Annotated in this window: 21 protein-coding genes and 1 pseudogene; 2 read left to right on the forward strand and 20 right to left on the reverse strand. The window is 67.8% G+C overall.

Going from position 1 to position 16039, the window contains the following annotated elements:
* Positions 1-63 precede the first annotated feature (63 nt).
* From OCQ_RS21730 to rpsJ, 18 genes are all read right to left on the reverse strand, one after another.
* Entirely contained in the window at positions 64-249 is a 186-nt protein-coding gene (locus OCQ_RS21730; protein ID WP_003873499.1) for a type Z 30S ribosomal protein S14, read from the reverse strand.
* Positions 250-253: 4 nt separating this feature from the next.
* Positions 254-817 (reverse strand): 50S ribosomal protein L5, encoded by a 564-nt coding sequence (gene rplE / locus OCQ_RS21735; protein WP_008260625.1) that lies wholly within the window; start codon positions 815-817, stop codon positions 254-256.
* A gap of 1 nt (position 818) precedes the next feature.
* Positions 819-1136, reverse strand: a complete 318-nt coding sequence (gene rplX / locus OCQ_RS21740; RefSeq protein WP_008260626.1) for a 50S ribosomal protein L24 — start codon at positions 1134-1136, stop codon at positions 819-821.
* Positions 1137-1505 carry a 50S ribosomal protein L14 gene (rplN, locus tag OCQ_RS21745; protein WP_003403649.1) on the reverse strand — a complete coding sequence of 123 codons (369 nt, stop codon included), beginning with the start codon at positions 1503-1505 and terminating at the stop codon, positions 1137-1139. It abuts the gene before it with no gap.
* Between the two features lie 229 nt (positions 1506-1734).
* A complete protein-coding gene (locus tag OCQ_RS21750; protein WP_014385799.1) occupies positions 1735-3243 on the reverse strand; it encodes an HNH endonuclease signature motif containing protein in 1509 nt (502 codons plus the stop codon).
* Between the two features lie 40 nt (positions 3244-3283).
* Positions 3284-4174, reverse strand: coding sequence for a formylglycine-generating enzyme family protein (locus tag OCQ_RS21755; RefSeq protein ID WP_014381115.1), 891 nt, complete (start codon positions 4172-4174; stop codon positions 3284-3286).
* Positions 4175-4242: 68 nt separating this feature from the next.
* Entirely contained in the window at positions 4243-6603 is a 2361-nt protein-coding gene (locus tag OCQ_RS21760; protein ID WP_014381116.1) for an arylsulfatase, read from the reverse strand.
* Positions 6604-6717: 114 nt separating this feature from the next.
* Positions 6718-7065 carry a 30S ribosomal protein S17 gene (gene rpsQ, locus OCQ_RS21765; protein ID WP_008260801.1) on the reverse strand — a complete coding sequence of 116 codons (348 nt, stop codon included), beginning with the start codon at positions 7063-7065 and terminating at the stop codon, positions 6718-6720.
* Entirely contained in the window at positions 7065-7298 is a 234-nt protein-coding gene (rpmC, locus tag OCQ_RS21770) for a 50S ribosomal protein L29 (RefSeq protein ID WP_008260802.1), read from the reverse strand. The genes rpsQ and rpmC overlap by 1 nt, the downstream gene beginning before the upstream one ends.
* A complete protein-coding gene (rplP, locus tag OCQ_RS21775) occupies positions 7298-7714 on the reverse strand; it encodes a 50S ribosomal protein L16 (protein WP_008260803.1) in 417 nt (138 codons plus the stop codon). Before rplP ends, rpmC begins: the two co-directional genes overlap by 1 nt.
* A gap of 3 nt (positions 7715-7717) precedes the next feature.
* Complete coding sequence (gene rpsC, locus OCQ_RS21780; RefSeq protein WP_014381118.1) at positions 7718-8542, reverse strand: 30S ribosomal protein S3; 825 nt, start codon at positions 8540-8542, stop codon at positions 7718-7720.
* Positions 8542-9099 carry a 50S ribosomal protein L22 gene (gene rplV, locus OCQ_RS21785; RefSeq protein WP_009957089.1) on the reverse strand — a complete coding sequence of 186 codons (558 nt, stop codon included), beginning with the start codon at positions 9097-9099 and terminating at the stop codon, positions 8542-8544. The genes rpsC and rplV overlap by 1 nt, the downstream gene beginning before the upstream one ends.
* Positions 9096-9377 (reverse strand): 30S ribosomal protein S19, encoded by a 282-nt coding sequence (gene rpsS, locus OCQ_RS21790; protein ID WP_009957090.1) that lies wholly within the window; start codon positions 9375-9377, stop codon positions 9096-9098. Before rpsS ends, rplV begins: the two co-directional genes overlap by 4 nt.
* Before the next feature lie 29 nt (positions 9378-9406).
* A complete protein-coding gene (gene rplB / locus OCQ_RS21795) occupies positions 9407-10249 on the reverse strand; it encodes a 50S ribosomal protein L2 (RefSeq protein ID WP_008260807.1) in 843 nt (280 codons plus the stop codon).
* A 28-nt stretch (positions 10250-10277) separates the two neighbouring features.
* Positions 10278-10580: a 50S ribosomal protein L23 gene (rplW, locus tag OCQ_RS21800; RefSeq protein WP_003873516.1), complete on the reverse strand. Its 303-nt coding sequence runs from the start codon at positions 10578-10580 to the stop codon at positions 10278-10280.
* Positions 10580-11251 carry a 50S ribosomal protein L4 gene (rplD, locus tag OCQ_RS21805; protein ID WP_009957092.1) on the reverse strand — a complete coding sequence of 224 codons (672 nt, stop codon included), beginning with the start codon at positions 11249-11251 and terminating at the stop codon, positions 10580-10582. The genes rplW and rplD overlap by 1 nt, the downstream gene beginning before the upstream one ends.
* The gene (rplC, locus tag OCQ_RS21810; RefSeq protein ID WP_008260820.1) at positions 11251-11904 is read right to left on the reverse strand and encodes a 50S ribosomal protein L3; all 654 of its coding nucleotides are present in this window, start codon (positions 11902-11904) and stop codon (positions 11251-11253) included. The genes rplD and rplC overlap by 1 nt, the downstream gene beginning before the upstream one ends.
* Positions 11905-11918: 14 nt before the next feature.
* Positions 11919-12224, reverse strand: a complete 306-nt coding sequence (gene rpsJ / locus OCQ_RS21815; RefSeq protein WP_003873519.1) for a 30S ribosomal protein S10 — start codon at positions 12222-12224, stop codon at positions 11919-11921.
* 110 nt (positions 12225-12334) lie between these two features.
* Between rpsJ and OCQ_RS27365 the strand changes: the two are divergent.
* Both OCQ_RS27365 and OCQ_RS21820 read left to right on the forward strand, forming a co-directional pair.
* A pseudogene (locus OCQ_RS27365) lies at positions 12335-12541 on the forward strand (hypothetical protein); the annotation flags it as partial.
* A 138-nt stretch (positions 12542-12679) separates the two neighbouring features.
* Entirely contained in the window at positions 12680-13942 is a 1263-nt protein-coding gene (locus OCQ_RS21820) for a cytochrome P450 (protein WP_008260825.1), read from the forward strand.
* On the opposite strand, the gene OCQ_RS21825 is transcribed toward OCQ_RS21820, so the two are convergent.
* Positions 13908-14462, reverse strand: a complete 555-nt coding sequence (locus OCQ_RS21825; protein WP_026071194.1) for a TetR/AcrR family transcriptional regulator — start codon at positions 14460-14462, stop codon at positions 13908-13910. The genes OCQ_RS21820 and OCQ_RS21825 overlap by 35 nt on opposite strands.
* A 123-nt stretch (positions 14463-14585) precedes the next feature.
* A complete protein-coding gene (mftG, locus tag OCQ_RS21830) occupies positions 14586-16031 on the reverse strand; it encodes a mycofactocin dehydrogenase MftG (RefSeq protein ID WP_014385804.1) in 1446 nt (481 codons plus the stop codon).
* Positions 16032-16039 lie beyond the last annotated feature (8 nt).

Below are 16039 nucleotides of genomic sequence, written 5' to 3' on the forward strand. Positions count from 1 at the left end.
GCGGTGGTTCCCGGTCCGGGCCTGTCGCGCACTTTTCTGGGTTGGTTTGGGGGTTTGCGCTGTTTACCAGCTGCTCTTTTGCACGCCGGGCAGCTCGCCCGCATGCGCCATCTCGCGCAGGCAGATCCTGCACAGGCCGAATTTGCGGAAGACCGCGCGCGGCCGGCCGCACTTGTTGCAGCGCGTGTAGCCGCGCACCGCGAACTTCGGCTTGCGTGCGGCCTTGTTGACCAGTGCCTTCTTTGCCATGTACTCAGTTCTCCTTGAAGGGAAAGCCGAGGGCCCGCAGCAGCGCTCGTCCTTCTTCGTCAGTCGTCGCCGAGGTGACGACGTTGATGTCCATGCCGCGGACCCGGTCGATCTTGTCCACGTCGATCTCGTGGAACACCGACTGCTCGGCCAGCCCGAAGGTGTAGTTGCCGACACCGTCGAACTGCTTGGGCGAAAGGCCGCGGAAGTCGCGGATACGGGGCAGCGCGATCGAGGTGAGACGGTCGAGGAACTCCCACATCCGGTCCCCGCGCAAGGTGACCCGCGCGCCGATCGGCATGCCCTCACGCAGTTTGAACTGCGCGATGGATTTGCGGGCGCGACGGATCTCGGGCCGCTGCCCGGTGATCAGCGCCAGGTCGCTGACGGCGCCGTTGATCAACTTCGCGTCCCGGGCGGCGTCGCCGACACCCATGTTGACGACGACCTTGGTCACCGTCGGGATCTGCATCACGTTGCCGTAGCCGAATTCCTTGTGCAACGCATCGCGAATCTCGTTGCGGTAGCGCTCTTTCAGGCGCGGCTGCACCTTTTCTGCAGTGGTCATGTCAGATGTCCTTGCCGTTGCGCTTGGAGATGCGGACGCGCTTGCCGGTCTCCTCGTCGACCCGGTAGCCGACGCGGGTCGGCTTGCCGTCCGAGTCGACCACCATCACGTTGGACGCGTCGATCGGGGCTTCCTGGGTGACGATTCCGCCCGACTGGGCTCCGCGCTGGTTGGTCGAAATCGCGGTGTGCTTCTTGATGGCGTTGACGCCCTCGACCAGCACCCGGTTGCGCTCGGGGTAGACCTTGAGCACCTTGCCTTTGGCGCCCTTGTCCTTACCCGCGATCACCAGGACGGTGTCGTCCTTTTTGACCTTCATCTACAAAACCTCCGGAGCCAGCGAGATGATCTTCATGAACCGCTTCTCGCGCAGTTCGCGGCCGACGGGCCCGAAGATGCGCGTCCCGCGTGGGTCGTTGTCGGGCTTGATGATCACCGCGGCGTTCTCGTCGAATTTGATGTAGCTGCCGTCGGGGCGCCTGCGCTCCTTGACCGTGCGCACCACGACGGCCTTGACGACGTCCCCACGCTTGACGTTGCCGCCGGGGATGGCGTCCTTGACGGTGGCGACGATGACATCGCCGATGCCGGCGTAGCGTCGCGACGAACCGCCGAGCACACGGATGCACAAGATCTCCTTGGCGCCGGTGTTGTCGGCGACCTTCAGCCGCGATTCCTGCTGAATCACTCGATCTCCTGACCTGGTTGCGTGTGCACGGCAGGAGAACCCACCTGGGTGAGCCTTCGGCGGGCATGACCCACCAAAAACCTGACGTGCGCGGTCTTTGTCACCGAAGGGCACGCGGGGCCGATTCGCACCGGCCGAGGTCTGCCCAAGGCAACCCCTAGAGTCTAGGGGACGACCAGCTCAGAGCCAAATTCCGCTCCGACGGCATCGAGATCAGGAAATTCCGCACCTAGAACGGCGGCGGATCGTCGTCGGGACCGTAGACGGTGGGCCAGGAGCAGGTCGCCGACGGGGCCCGCCGGGCCAGCCGGGCGTCGCGGTTGTGTTTGCGTTCTGCTGCGATGCGGGTGGCGCGGTCTTGGGTGCGGGTGCGGCGGCGTTGGGGCATCATCGCGGTGCGCTGGGCGCAGTGGTTCGGGGGTGGGTCGGCTTCGGGGGCCGCGATCGCGCCGGTGGCCGCGCACAAGCTGGGAAACAGCAGCGCGCTGCCCGGGGTGGTCACATAGGTGTGCCCGGCCGGGGAGGTGAAGATCAGCGTGCCATCGGGCAGCTGCTTTTCCTGCCAGCCCCAAAACGTTTTCACCAAATGATGCGTACGGCACAGCGCCTTGAGGTTCGACGCGTGTGTGGGGCCACCGGCGGCGTAGGGGATGGTGTGGTCCACATCGCAGGCGGTGGCCGGGCGATCACAGCCGGGCCAGCGACACGTCAGATCCCGACACCGCACAAAATCGGCCAGCGCCCGCGAGGGCACATACCCCGGCTCCGGGGCGGCGTCGCCGGGATGGGTCAACGGCACCAGTGTGGCCGAGGCCGCCAGCTCGGCGAGCACCTCCGGGGGGATCAATCCCTCGGCGCCGACCTCGGCACCCGGGGTGGATGCGCGACCCTCCAGCACCGCGTGTTCGCCGATCACATGGACAGTCACCGGGCCCGCGGCCCGCCCCCCGGCCGCGCAATCCGCGCGCCCGCAGCGACACCCCAGCCGATCGGCGTCGGCGGCCAACGCCCCCAATGCATCAGCGCGGCGCTGCTCCCGAGTCCGTGGGTCATGCGCACACACCGTGGCCGCCAACCCATCCAGGCGCCGATCCAGCGCGTGGGCATCCGGGGCATACAGGGTGGCCTCCAGATGCGCCAGCCCATCGCCCATGTCGGCCATCCACACCTGCCGGCCGGCCGCGCGCTCCTGGCGCCGCCGCACCGCATCCACATCAGCCTTGGCCACGACCTTGTCGACCTGGGCCGCCAACCGGCCCTGACTCAACGACGGCCACCGGCCCACATTGGCCGCCAACACCGCGTCCACCGCCCCCAGAACCTCGGGATCGACGATCAAATCGGTGCGGAACACGATGGTCTGAAACATCCGATAATCGATATCCCCGGCGCCAAACACCGCCCCCACTTTCGGCAGGCGTTCGCGCATCGCGCGGGCATAGCGCACCCGGCTCGCGGCCAACCCCTGGCCGATCCGCAACTGCGCGCCCACCTCCGCGGCCACCGCCGCCTCGGTGTCCACCGCCCACTCCTCGCTCTCCGCACAGCGCGAGAGCCGATAGGCAAACAACTCCCCGATCGCCACCAACTGCGCCGCCGCCGCCCGATTCTCCACCCGCGCCACAACCCCGAGGTGCTCCAACAACGCCGCCGACTCCCGCGTCGACGACGGATGACAACGCTCAACGAGCTCATCAAGCTCCGCGATCACCGCACGCCGCCGCACCTCATCGAACATACGTTCGACTATGCCACGGGGGTCCGACAAACCGCCCCACCTAGCCTGACCGCGAATCCGCCACGCAGCGAAACCCGATGTGGGTGGTCGCGGAGTCCTGCGATTGCGGGGACCGGGCCGCCGGCCGGTATCGGTGGCAGTACTCCGGCGCGCACAGGTGGCTGCCGCCCTTCAACGTCTGGCTGACGGACGGGTCGGCGGGGCCCGGCGGGGTGCAGCAGGCCTTGGGCGGCGAATCGAGCCGGTGGTGCGGCGAGAATTCGGTGGCGGTCCATTCCCAGACGTTGCCGATCATGTCGATAAGGCCGAACGCGTTGGGCGCGAACGTGCCGACCGGCGAGGTCCCCACCCAGCCGAGCGCCCCGTCATTGCGGTAGGGGAAGCTGCCCTGCCAGGTGTTGGCCATCAGCCGGCCATCGCTGGTGACCTCGTCACCCCACGAGTACGTCGTGGTGCTTCCGGCGCGGGCCGCGTACTCCCACTCGGCCTCGGTCGGCAGCCGCCGCCCCGCCCAGCGCGCGTAGGCGGCCGCGTCGGGGTAGGCGACCTGCACCACCGGGTGATCGCCGCGGTCGGCCACGTCGCTGTCGGGCCCGAACGGATGACGCCAGCTCGCGCCCGGCACCCACTGCCACCACTGTCGCCAGTCACGCAGGTCCACCGGCCCCGGCGTCGGCCGGAAAACCATTGCGCCCGGGCACAGATCGTCGGGATCCGCACCGGAGTACAGCGCCGGGTCGATCGGTTGCTCGGCCACCGTGAGATACCCGGTGGCGTCGACGAATTCGGCGAACTGCGCATTGGTCACCGGGTGCCGTTCCACCGCAAAAGGACCGACGGCGACCGTATGGATCGGCGCCTCTTCCGGGTAGAAGCTGGTCGAGCCCATGCGGAATGACCCGCCGGGGAGGTCGACCAGTTCGCTCAGCACCAGTCCAGGGTATGACGAACCCTGCTCGATCGATCCAGGCGTCGCCGGCGCTCGCTCGCGCGGCCGCGTCAGTCGCGCGAAAAGGCCAGCGCGATCTCGGTTTCCACGTCCCGATAGGGCCGGCCGGACAGGTCGACGGTGACCTGGGCGATGGTCCCGCCGGTGAACGCGAACGGCGCCTTGAAGCGACTGGACACACCCGACCCGCCGTTGCGACCGACGGTGATGCCGGCGCCCGCCAGCCCGAAGGTGCCGGGGTGGGTGCTCACCCCGGCGAGCGTGCCGACAACCTCGTCATCGATGAACAGCGTCAGGTCACCCAGCGGCGTATGACTGTTCTCGACCGTGCCGGTCCGCGAATAGCTGGCGCCGAACAGATGCCTGCCCAACGGCACGGCCTGCGCCGAGGAGACCTCCTGCTGGCGCTCGCCGAGGAAGTTGTACACGTAATGCAGCCGCCCGTCCTGGATGAACAACACGTGCCCGCCGTGCGCGCCGCCCTGCTTGAACAGCACACCCTCGGCGCCGGTGGTATCGATGGTCACCTCGGCCAGCACCGAAAACGAGCGGCCGCGGATCTCGGCGGCCGCGCCGATGCTCACGTCCGCGCAATCGGGATAGTAGACGTAGCTGGACCGTTCGCCGACCAGATACGGCCGCGAGCGCCCCAGGGTCTCCAGGATGTTGAAATCCGAGAGGGGCAGCCCGTTGTATTTGGCGGCCTCCGAGAACCACAACGCCTTGAGTTCCTCGAGTTTCTCCGGCTTTTGGGCCGCGAGGTCGTGGCACTGGCTGCGGTCGGCCTCGATGTGGAACAGCTCCCAGCGATCGGCGTCGAAATGCGACCAGCCGGCCGGTGTGGCCGCGTGCACGGTGTTGGCGAACCAGCCCTCGTGCCAGATCCCGCGGGTACCCAGCATGGTGTAGAACTGGGCGCTTTTGCCGGTGGTGGCCTTCGGATCGTCAAGTGCCGCTTTGAAACTCACGCCGTCCAGTGGTTTCTGTGCGATGCCCTTGACGGTTTGCGGCGGCGTCAGGCCGAGCAGGTCGTAGACGGTCGGCGTGATGTCGCAGACGTTGACGTAGTTGTCGCGGACCTCGCCGTGCGCGGCAATCCCGTTGGGCCAGGAGATGATTGCGGTGTCGGCGATCCCGCCCTCGTGGGAGGCGTAGCGCTTGTAGAGCTTGTAGGGCGTGTTGAATGCCATCGCCCACCCGATCGGGTAGTGGTTGTAGGTCTGCGGCCCGCCGAGATGCTCGAACAGCTTCATGCTTTCTTCGACCGTGTCGATGTAGCCGTTGAAGAACTTGCCCTCGTTGACCGATCCGTTGGGCCCGCCCTCGCCGCTGGCGCCGTTGTCGGAGATCACCACAATGATGGTGTTGTCGAGCTGACCCGATTCCTCGAGATAGTCCAGGATCCGGCCGATCTGGGCGTCGGTGTAGCTCAGGAACCCGGCGAACACCTCGGCCATCCGGGAAAACAGCCTCTTCTCGTCGTCATTCAGGGAATCCCAGGGTCGCACCGTGTCCTGCAGGGGCCACTCCTGGCCGTCGGGACCCTTCACGTCGAGGTACGGGTTGACCGGCGACAGTTCGGTGTCGCCCGGCACGATGCCCATCGACTTCTGCCGCTCCAGCACGATCTCGCGGTAGCGCTCGTAGCCCATGTCGAAGCGGCCGGCGTAGTGGTCGGCCCATTGCTTGAAGACGTGATGCGGCGCGTGCCCGGCGCCGGGGCACACGTAGGAGAACCACGGCTTTTCCGGCGCAATCACTTTGGCGTCGCGGATGAATTCGATCGTCTTGTCGGCGAGGTCCTTTGACAGGTGGTAGCCGTCCTCCGGGGTGGCCGGCGGGCTGACCGGATGGTTGTCGTACACCAGGTCGGGATACCACTGGTCGGTCTCCCCGCCCAGGAACCCGTAGAACCGTTCGAAGCCGCGCGAGAGCGGCCAGTGCCGCTTCGTCGACGCCAGGTTCGATTCCTCCAGCGGCGTCAGGTGCCACTTGCCCACGCAGTAGGTGTTGTATCCCGCCTCGGCGAGGGCCTCGGACAGCAGGGCGGTGTCGAACGGGATGCGACCGTTGGCGTTGGGGAAGCCCTCGGTGAACTCCTCGATGGTGGCCATGCCGACGGTCGTGGCATTGCGCCCGGTGAGCAGCGACGCCCGGGTCGGCGAACACAGCGCGGTGGTGTGAAACTGCGAAAGCCGGACGCCGCGTTCGGCGATGCGCGACATGGCCGGCATCTCGACCAGGCCGCCGAAGCAGTCCCAGGTCGCGATGCCGGTGTCATCCCAAACCAGATAGAGGACGTTCGGTGCATCCTGCGGCGCGGTCGGCGCGGCGTAGGGACCCCAATCCGGTTCGGAATCGCGGATATCGAGCTCGATCTTGCCGTTGAAGGCTCGCGAGTCAGTGGACATGCGCCGAGCGTAACGTGGCCGCGAACTTTCCGCGTTTTTTCGCAGCGGCGTTACGTGCGGCAAGCAAAACGCCCGAGACCATCGGGTCTCGGGCGTTTCCATGCCGCTCGGGGCTTACTTCGCCTTTTCCAGAATCTCGACGAGCCGCCAGCGCTTGGTCGCCGACGTCGGGCGCGTCTCCATCAGCGAGACGCGGTCGCCGATCCCGGCGGCGCTGTTCTCGTCGTGCGCCTTGACCTTCTTGGTGGTCCGGATGATCTTGCCGTACAGCGGGTGACGGACGCGGTCTTCCAGTTCGACCACGATGGTCTTCTGCATCTTGTCGCTCACCACGTAACCGATGCGCATCTTGCGGCGGCCACGCACCTTCGGGTTCGCGGGAGTGTGCTTGGGGCCCTTGTCCTTCGACGCGGCTTGGGCTGCGGCGGCCTTCTTGGGGGCGGCCTTCTTGGCTTCTGCCATCACGATTCCTTACCATCCGGCCCGGAAGCCAGGCCCAGTTCTCGTTCGCGCAGCACGGTGTAGACGCGCGCGATCTCCTGACGCACGGTGCGAAGCCGGCGGTTGTTGGTGAGCTGGCCGGTCGCCATCTGGAAGCGCAGGTTGAACAGCTCTTCCTTGGACTCGCGCAACCGCTCGGTCAGCTCCTCGTCGGTGAGCTCGCGCAGTTCGCCCGGCGAAATTCCCACTGCCATCAGAACTGATCCTCTCGAGTCACGATGCGCGCCTTGATCGGCAACTTGTGGATTGCGCGGGTGAGCGCCGCGCGGGCGATCTGCTCGTTGGGGTAGCTGAGCTCGAACAGCACCCGGCCCGGCTTGACGTTGACGACCCACCACTCCGGCGAACCCTTACCCGAACCCATCCGGGTTTCCGCGGGCTTCTTGGTCAGCGGGCGGTCGGGGAACACGTTGATCCACACCTTGCCGCCACGCTTGATGTGCCGGTTGATGGCGATACGAGCGGACTCGATCTGCCGGTTGGTGACGTACGCGTGCTCCAGGGCCTGGATGCCGTAGTCGCCGAAGTTCACCGCCGTGCCGCCGCTGGCGATGCCGCGCTGGCGGGGGTGGTGCTGCTTGCGGTGTTTAACTCTGCGTGGAATCAACATGATTCAGCTCTCCGTGCTTTGCGGTTCTGCAGCGGGTGCGGCGGCCGCGGCGCCCTCTTCGACGCTGGCGGCCCGGCCGGCCTCGGTGCTGGTGGCCGTGGTGCCTGAGGCGCCACTGCGGCGCGGGCGGGTGCCCGACGGGCGCTCGCGGCGGGAACGCTCGGCGCCCGCGGGAGCGGCGGCGGCCAGTTCGCGCTTGCCACCGACGATGTCGCCCTTGTAGATCCACACCTTCACGCCGATCCGGCCGAAGGTGGTCTTGGCCTCGTACAGGCCGTAGTCGATGTCGGCGCGCAGCGTGTGCAGCGGCACCCGGCCCTCGCGGTAGAACTCCGAGCGGCTCATCTCGGCGCCGCCGAGACGGCCGGAGCACTGCACGCGGATGCCCTTGACGTTGGGCTGGCGCATCGCCGACTGGATGGCCTTGCGCATCGCCCGGCGGAACGCCACGCGGTTGCTCAGCTGCTCGGCGACGCCCTGGGCCACCAATTGCGCTTGGGACTCAGGGTTTCTGACCTCGAGGATGTTGAGCTGCACCTGCTTGCCGGTCAGCTTCTCCAGGTCGGCGCGGATCCGGTCGGCCTCGGTGCCGCGGCGGCCGATGACGATGCCCGGACGCGCGGTGTGGATGTCCACCCGGACGCGGTCGCGGGTGCGCTCGATCTCCACGTCGGCGATCCCGGCCCGCTCCAGGCCGGTCGACAGCAGCCGCCGGATCGCGACGTCTTCCTTGACGTAGTCCGAGTACTGCTTGTCGGCGTACCAGCGGGACTTCCAGTCGGTCGTGATGCCCAGCCGGAAGCCGTGCGGATTGATCTTCTGGCCCACTAGTCTGAGCCTCCCTTCGCGTCAGAAGTCTCAGACGTCTTGGCTTCGGCTTTCGGTGCGGCCTTCTTCGCGGGCGCTTTTGCCGCGGCCTTCTTGGCGGGTGCCTTGCTGGCCGGCGCCTTGGTGGCCGGGGCCTTCTTGGCGGCGGCCTTGCTCGCCTCGGCGCGGCGGGCCCGGGTCGACTTCGCCGACCGCTGGTCCTTGGCCGGGCGGCTCTCCACCACGACCGTGATGTGGCTGGTGCGCTTGCGAATCCGGAACGCGCGGCCCTGGGCGCGCGGCCGGATGCGCTTGGCGGTGGGGCCCTCGTCGGCGTAGACGGTGGCGACCACCAGGGTCGACGGGTCCAGCCCGTTGTTGTTCTGCGCGTTGGCCGCGGCGCTGGCGATCACCTTGGCCACCGGCTCGCTGGCGGCCTGCGGCGCCCAGCGCAGGATGTCGAGCGCGTCGGCCACCGAGCGGCCGCGCACCAGGTCGATCACCCGTCGCGCCTTTCTCGGCGACACCCGCACGAAGCGCGCTTTGGCCACCGCCGAGGGAAATTCAGTCGTGGTCATCGCCGTTTGGCCTTCCGGTCGTCCTTGATGTGTCCCTTGAAGGTGCGGGTGGGGGCGAATTCACCAAGCTTGTGGCCGACCATCGACTCGGTGACGAACACCGGGACGTGCTTGCGTCCGTCGTGGACCGCGAACGTGTGGCCGATGAAGTCAGGAATGATCGTCGAACGGCGCGACCATGTCTTGATCACCTGTTTGGTGTTCTTCTCGTTCTGCGCGTCCACCTTTTTGAGCAGGTGGCCGTCGACGAACGGGCCCTTCTTCAGGCTGCGTGGCATGTGCTGACTACTCCTGGTCCTGGGCTTCCTCAGCGACCGTGCTTCTTGCCGGTACGCCGGCGTCGCACGATGAGCTTGTTGCTGGCCTTGTTCGGATGGCGGGTGCGGCCCTCGGGCTTGCCCCACGGGCTCACCGGGTGGCGACCACCGGAGGTCTTGCCCTCACCACCACCGTGCGGGTGATCCACCGGGTTCATGACCACACCACGGACCGAAGGGCGCTTGCCCTTCCACCGCATGCGGCCGGCCTTCCCCCAGTTGATGTTCGCCTGCTCGGCGTTGCCCACCTCGCCGACGGTGGCGCGGCAACGCACGTCGACGCGACGGATCTCGCCGCTGGGCATACGCAGCGACGCGTAGGTGCCCTCCTTACCGAGCAACTGAATGCTCGCGCCGGCCGACCGCGCCAGCTTGGCGCCACCGCCCGGCCGCAGTTCCACGGCGTGGATCACGGTACCGGCCGGGATGTTGCGCAGCGGCAGGTTGTTGCCCGGCTTGATGTCCGCGTTCGGACCCGTTTCCACCACGTCGCCCTGCGAAAGTCCCTGCGGCGCAATGATGTAGCGCTTCTCGCCGTCCAGGAAGTGCAGCAACGCGATGTTGGCGGTCCGGTTGGGGTCGTATTCGATGTGGGCGACCTTGGCGTTGACGCCGTCCTTGTCGTTGCGACGGAAGTCGATCACCCGGTAGGCGCGCTTGTGGCCGCCACCCTTGTGGCGGGTGGTGATGCGGCCGTGCGCGTTACGCCCACCGTGGCCGTGCAGCGGCCGAACCAACGACTTCTCCGGGGTGGAACGGGTGACCTCGGAGAAATCGGACACGCTTGCGCCGCGACGGCCGGGGCTCGTCGGCTTGTACTTACGAATTGCCATGTCTAATCAGGTCTTCCTCTCGCGGCGGCTAGGCCGGTGCCCCGAACAGATCGATCGGCTTGCTACCCGGCGCCAGCGTGACGATGGCCCGCTTGGTGCTCTTGCGCTTGCCGAACCCGGTCCTGGTGCGCTTGCGCTTACCCTGCCGGTTCGCGGTGTTCACCGATGCGACCTTGACGGAGAAGATCTTCTCGATGGCGATCTTGATCTGCGTCTTGTTCGAATCGGGGTGCACCACGAACGTGTACACGTTGTCATCGAGGAGCGAATAGGACTTCTCCGAGATGACCGGGGCCAAGATGATGTCGCGGGGGTCAGTGACGGTCGCCATCAGGCCGAAACCTCCTCGGGAGTACCGGTGTTGGCGCTGATGTAGGCGTTGAGGGCCTCCACGCTGAACACCACGTCGTCGGAGCGGAGCACGTCATAGGTGTTGAGCTGGCCGGGCGTCAGGATGTGCACACCGGGAAGGTTGCGCACGCTCTTGGCGCCCGCCTCGTCGCTGCGTCCGATCACGACCAGCACCTGCTTGCGCTCGGTCAGCGTGCCCAGGAACGCCCTGGCGCTCTTGGTCGACGGGGTCTGGCCGGCGACGATTTCGGTGACCGCGTGGATGCGCCCGTTGCGCGCCCGGTCGGACAGCGCACCGCGCAACGCCGCGGCGATCATCTTCTTGGGCGTGCGCTGGCTGTAGTCACGCGGCTTGGGGCCGTGCACGACGCCACCGCCGGTGAACTGCGGGGCCCGCGTGGAACCCTGCCGGGCGCGGCCGGTTCCCTTCTGCCGGTAGGGCTTACGGCCACCGCCGCTGACGTCGCCGCGCGTCTTGGTCGAGTGCGTGCCCTGGCGCGCCGCCGCCCGCTGGGCGGTGACGACCTGGTGCATCAGCGCGATATTGGCCGGGGCGTCGAACAATTCGGCCGGCAACTCGATCGAGCCTTCGACCTTGCCGGCCGGTGTCTTGACGTCGATCTTGAGCGTCTTGGAACCTTGTGCTGCCATCACTTCTCACCTCGTTTGACCGCGCTGCGGACCACCACGAGTCCACCGGTGCGGCCGGGGACCGCACCCTTGATCAGCAGCACGCCGTTCTCGGTATCGACCTTGTGCACCAACAGGTTTTGGACGGTCACCCGGTCGTTACCCATCCGGCCCGCCATCCGCGTGCCCTTGAACACGCGGGCGGGGGTGGCGCAACCACCGATGGAACCCGGGCGACGGTGCACCGCCTGGGCACCGTGACTGGCGCCCTGACCACGGAAACCGTGGCGCTTCATGGTGCCCGCGAAGCCCTTCCCCTTGGAGGTTCCGGTGACGTCGACGTAGCTGCCGTCGGTGAAGATCTCGGCCGTCAGCTCCTGGCCGACCTGGTATTCCGCCGCCGCGTCCGGGTTGTCCAGCCGCAGCTCGGCCAAGAACCGGCGCGGGTTGACGCCCGCGGCCGCGTACTGACCGGTCACCGGCTTGTTGACCTTGCGCGGACTGATCTCGCCGTACGCCAGCTGCACGGCGCTGTAGCCGTCCTGCTCCGGCGTGCGGATGCGGGTCACCACGTTCGGCCCGGCCTTGACGACCGTCACCGGCACAATCCTGTTGTTCTCGTCGAATACCTGCGTCATGCCCAGCTTGGTACCGAGAATGCCCTTACGCGCCATTGCTCTGTAACCCCCTACTGGATGTTGACGTCGACACTGGCCGGAAGGTCGATGCGCATCAGCGCGTCAACGGTCTTCGGCGTCGGGTCGAGGATGTCGATCAGCCGCTTGTGCGTGCGCATCTCGAAGTGCTCCCGCGAGTCCTTGTACTTGTGCGGAGAGCGGATGACGCAATACACATTCTTCTCGGTCGGCAGCGGCACCGGCCCTACGACGCTGGCACCCGTGCGGACGACGGTCTCGACGATCTTGCGCGCCGACGCGTCGATAGCCTCATGGTCGTAGGCCTTAAGCCTGATGCGGATCTTCTGTCCCGCCACGCTTCTCCTACCCTCGCTCCTGTTGAGGCCCGGTTTCCGGGCTCAAATAATCCATGTCCTCAGTGCCACCGGCGCGCCGATCGGGCCGGCCGATGTTGGCCGATCGAGCGTTGCGCCGGATAGTGCGCCGCTGTTTACCTGTCGTGGTCCACCGGCCCCCGCGGTCGGGTGTGTCACCCTCACGCGGCCTCGGCGCGCCGATTTCACGATCGAAATTCGTCGCACTCGAAGGATGGGACCGGACGCGCCCGTTTGGACGCTGGTCGTATGCCCGACCAGGCGCAAACCCGGCTCAAGGCAACCTGAACAGTATGCCCTAGATCGGGGCCCGAACAAAATTCGGGCGAGATCCCGGGCCCAATCCGTCACGCCCGGCCCGGACGCCGTCGCTACGCGACGCTAACGCCCAGGTCAGAGGCCTTGAGATGGCCGGTGCCGAGGCCAAGACTAGTGCCATGAGCACACCGACCGTCGATCCGGAAACCGCGCAGGCCGTCAAGGTGTTCGCCGACCCCATCGCGTACGCCGACGAGCCGCGGCTGCATGCGGCGCTGGCGCACCTGCGCGCGCACGCACCGGTGTCGTTGGTCGACTGTCCGCCGTACCGGCCGTTCTGGGCGATCACCAAGCACGCCGACGTCATGGAGATCGAGCGGGCCAACGACCTGTTCCTCAACGAGCCGCGGCCGCTGCTGGCCCCCGCCGAGGCCGACGACTTCGCGCGCGCCCAGCTGGACGCCGGGATGGGCCTGCGCACCCTGATCCACATGGACGACCCCCGGCACCAGGTGGTGCGCGCGATCGGTGCCGACTGGTTTCGCCCCAAGGCCATGCGCGCGCTGAAGGTCAGGGTCGACGAGCTGGCCAAGAGCTACGTCGACAAGATGATGGCCGCGGGCGGCGAATGCGATTTCGTGCAGGAGGTCGCCGTGAACTACCCGCTGTACGTGATCTTGTCGCTGCTGGGCCTGCCGGAATCGGATTTCCCGCGCATGCTCAGACTCACCCAGGAACTGTTCGGCGGCGACGACGAGGAGTTCAAGCGGGGCACCACGCCCGAGGAGCAGATGCAGATCCTGCTCGACTTCTTCGGCTACTTCAGCGATCTCACCGCGGCGCGGCGGGCCCACCCCACCGACGACCTGGCGTCGGCGATCGCCAACGCGCGCGTCGACGGCGAGCCGCTGTCGGACGTCGACACGGCCTCCTACTACGTCATCATCGCGACCGCCGGGCACGACACCACGAGCGCCACCATCGCCGGCGGGCTGCAGGCGCTGATCGAAAACCCCGACCAGCGCGCCCGGTTGACCGCCGACCCCGCACTGATGCCGCTGGCGACCGAGGAGATGATCCGCTGGGTGACGCCGGTCAAAGAGTTCATGCGCACCGCGGTCGCCGACACCGCCGTTCGCGGGGTGCCGATCGCCGCGGGCGAATCGGTGTATCTGTCCTACGTGTCGGCGAACCGCGACGAGGACGTGTTCGACGACCCGTTCCGGTTCGATGTCGGCCGAGACCCCAACAAGCACTTGGCCTTTGGCTACGGCGTGCACTTCTGCCTGGGGGCCGCGCTGGCCCGCATGGAGGTGAACAGCTTTTTCACCGAACTGTTGCCCCGGCTGGAGTCCGTCGAGTGCGCCGGGGAACCCGAACTCGTCGCCACCACGTTCGTGGGTGGTCTCAAGCACCTGCCGATTCGGTATTCGCTGCGTTAGCCCGATTGGTCTGGACGTGGAGGAAGCCGTCGACCGCCGCCAGCGCGCATTCGCGGTAGTCGAAATCGGGCAGGGTGGACAGGCGGCCGAGCACCAGGGGTCCGATGAGCATGGCGATCGCCCGGGATCGGTCCACCTCGCCCAGCTCGGCGGCCTCCGGGCTGTCGAAGATGACGTCGAACGGCTCCGCGTACTGCTGAGCGATCCGCTCGCGCAGGGTGGTGATCGCCGCGCTGTCGGCATTGGCGCTGTGCCGGGGTTCGGGCAGCCCCTCCAGGTCACGCCCCAGCGCCAGCCAGGACATCGCCGTCATGAGGGTGGGCGCGTGGGCCACGGATTCGGCCTGGGCCAACACCACCGCGACCAGCCGGTCCCGCAGCGATCCCTCGGCCGGCGGGGTCGGTGACGCCGGTATCAGGCTGTTGAAAGCCGCTGCCAGCAAGTCGTTTCCGCTCGGAAAGTGGCGATACAGGGTCGCCCTGGCCACGTTGGCGGTGCGGGTGACCGCGTCGACCGTCACCGCGCTGGGACCCCCGGCCCGCAGCAGCGTGACGGCGGCGTCCAGCAGCCTGGCCCGCGACCTCGCGGGGCGCGGGTCGGTCGTCCCGGCGGTAATGGCGACCACCTCCTGTCTGAGACGAGACTATCGGGTCGAAACGAATTCTGACGCCCGGTGCCCGATCATCACGATGGTGGCGTGCGGACCGCGGCTGGTGATCGTGGGCAGGACCGAGCCGTCGATCACCCACAGGTTGTCGATGCCGTAGACCCGGCACAGGGGGTCGACGACGGCCCGCGGGTCGCCGTCGACACCCATCGGCGCGGTGCCGCACAGATGCTGCGAGGTGGACCAGACCGCCGTCGCGGAACCGATTGTGCTGCCGGCCAATTCGTGGGCCAAGTCGATGCCCCGGCGCAGGTCCGCGACGTCGTCGGGCTCGCTGTCGTAGCGGTGCTCGATGCGCGGCGCCACGTCGGGATCCGGCGAGACCAGCGTGATGCGGCCCCGCGCGCGCGGTTGCATGAGGGCCACCCCGATGTGCGGCCAATCGGCGTGCCCGGCGGTGCCGTCGCCGGTCATCGCCACGAATCCACCGGTGTACGGCCTGATCTCGAGGCCGTCGGCCGTGCTCAGCACCACCTCGAGCACCGGGCGCCCGGGGGCCACCGTCCAGTCGGTGGGCAGCACCCACTCGGCGTGATCGCTGAACGACGCCCCCACCGGCAGCGCCGCGACCACCGGCACCCCGGCGGCCGCCAGCGCGTCGGGGTCGCCGATGCCCGAGAGCATGAGGAGATGCGCCGTTTCAATGGCGCCGCCGCACAACACGATTCGGTCGGCAGTGAACACGGTGTGGCCGTCCGGCCCGATCGCGTCCACGCCCACCGCGACGCTCCCGGCGAAGCGCAGCCGCACCGCCCGGGTCCGCGCGTGCAGGCGCAGGTTCGGCCGGCTCAGCGCCGGGATGAGATACGCGGTGCCGGACCCCCTGCGCACGCCGTCGACGATGTTGAGCGGGACGGCGCCTATCCCCGAAATTGGTTCAGCCGCAACGTCGTTGAGGTCGGCGATCCAGCCGAATCCGGCGCGCTGGGCGGCGGTGATGAAACGCTCCGTGGTTCCCGTCATCTCGTGGGTGCGGCGCACCAGGATGGGGCCGCTGTCGCCGTGGGCGGGACCGTCGAAGTCCAGGTCGGTCTCGATGGCCCGGAAGCTGTCCAGCACCTCGGACCATCCCCAGCCCGGTAGGCCGATGCGGTCGAAGTCGCGGGGCAATCCGCGGCAGAAGTAGCCGCCGTTGATGGCTCCCGATCCGCCCACCGTGGCCCCCCGCACCAGGGGGTGCTGGCGGACGGGTTCGTCGGTGAGGTGGGTCTGATAGCGCCGGACCAGGGGGCTGCCGACGCCGATCGGCAGCTGCAGACCGTTGGCGGTCTGGGCGAGCAGGCCCGGATCGTCGAGGGCGGGGCCCGTCTCGAGGACGGTGACCGTGCGGTCCGCGTCGGCGGAAAGGCGTTCGGCGACAACCGATCCAGCACTGCCGGCGCCGACGATCAGCACATCGCTGTGCGAGACGGCTGCGGTCAAGGCGGCGG

Origin of the sequence: Mycobacterium paraintracellulare, assembly GCF_000276825.1 — a bacterium.
Lineage (GTDB): Bacteria > Actinomycetota > Actinomycetes > Mycobacteriales > Mycobacteriaceae > Mycobacterium > Mycobacterium intracellulare.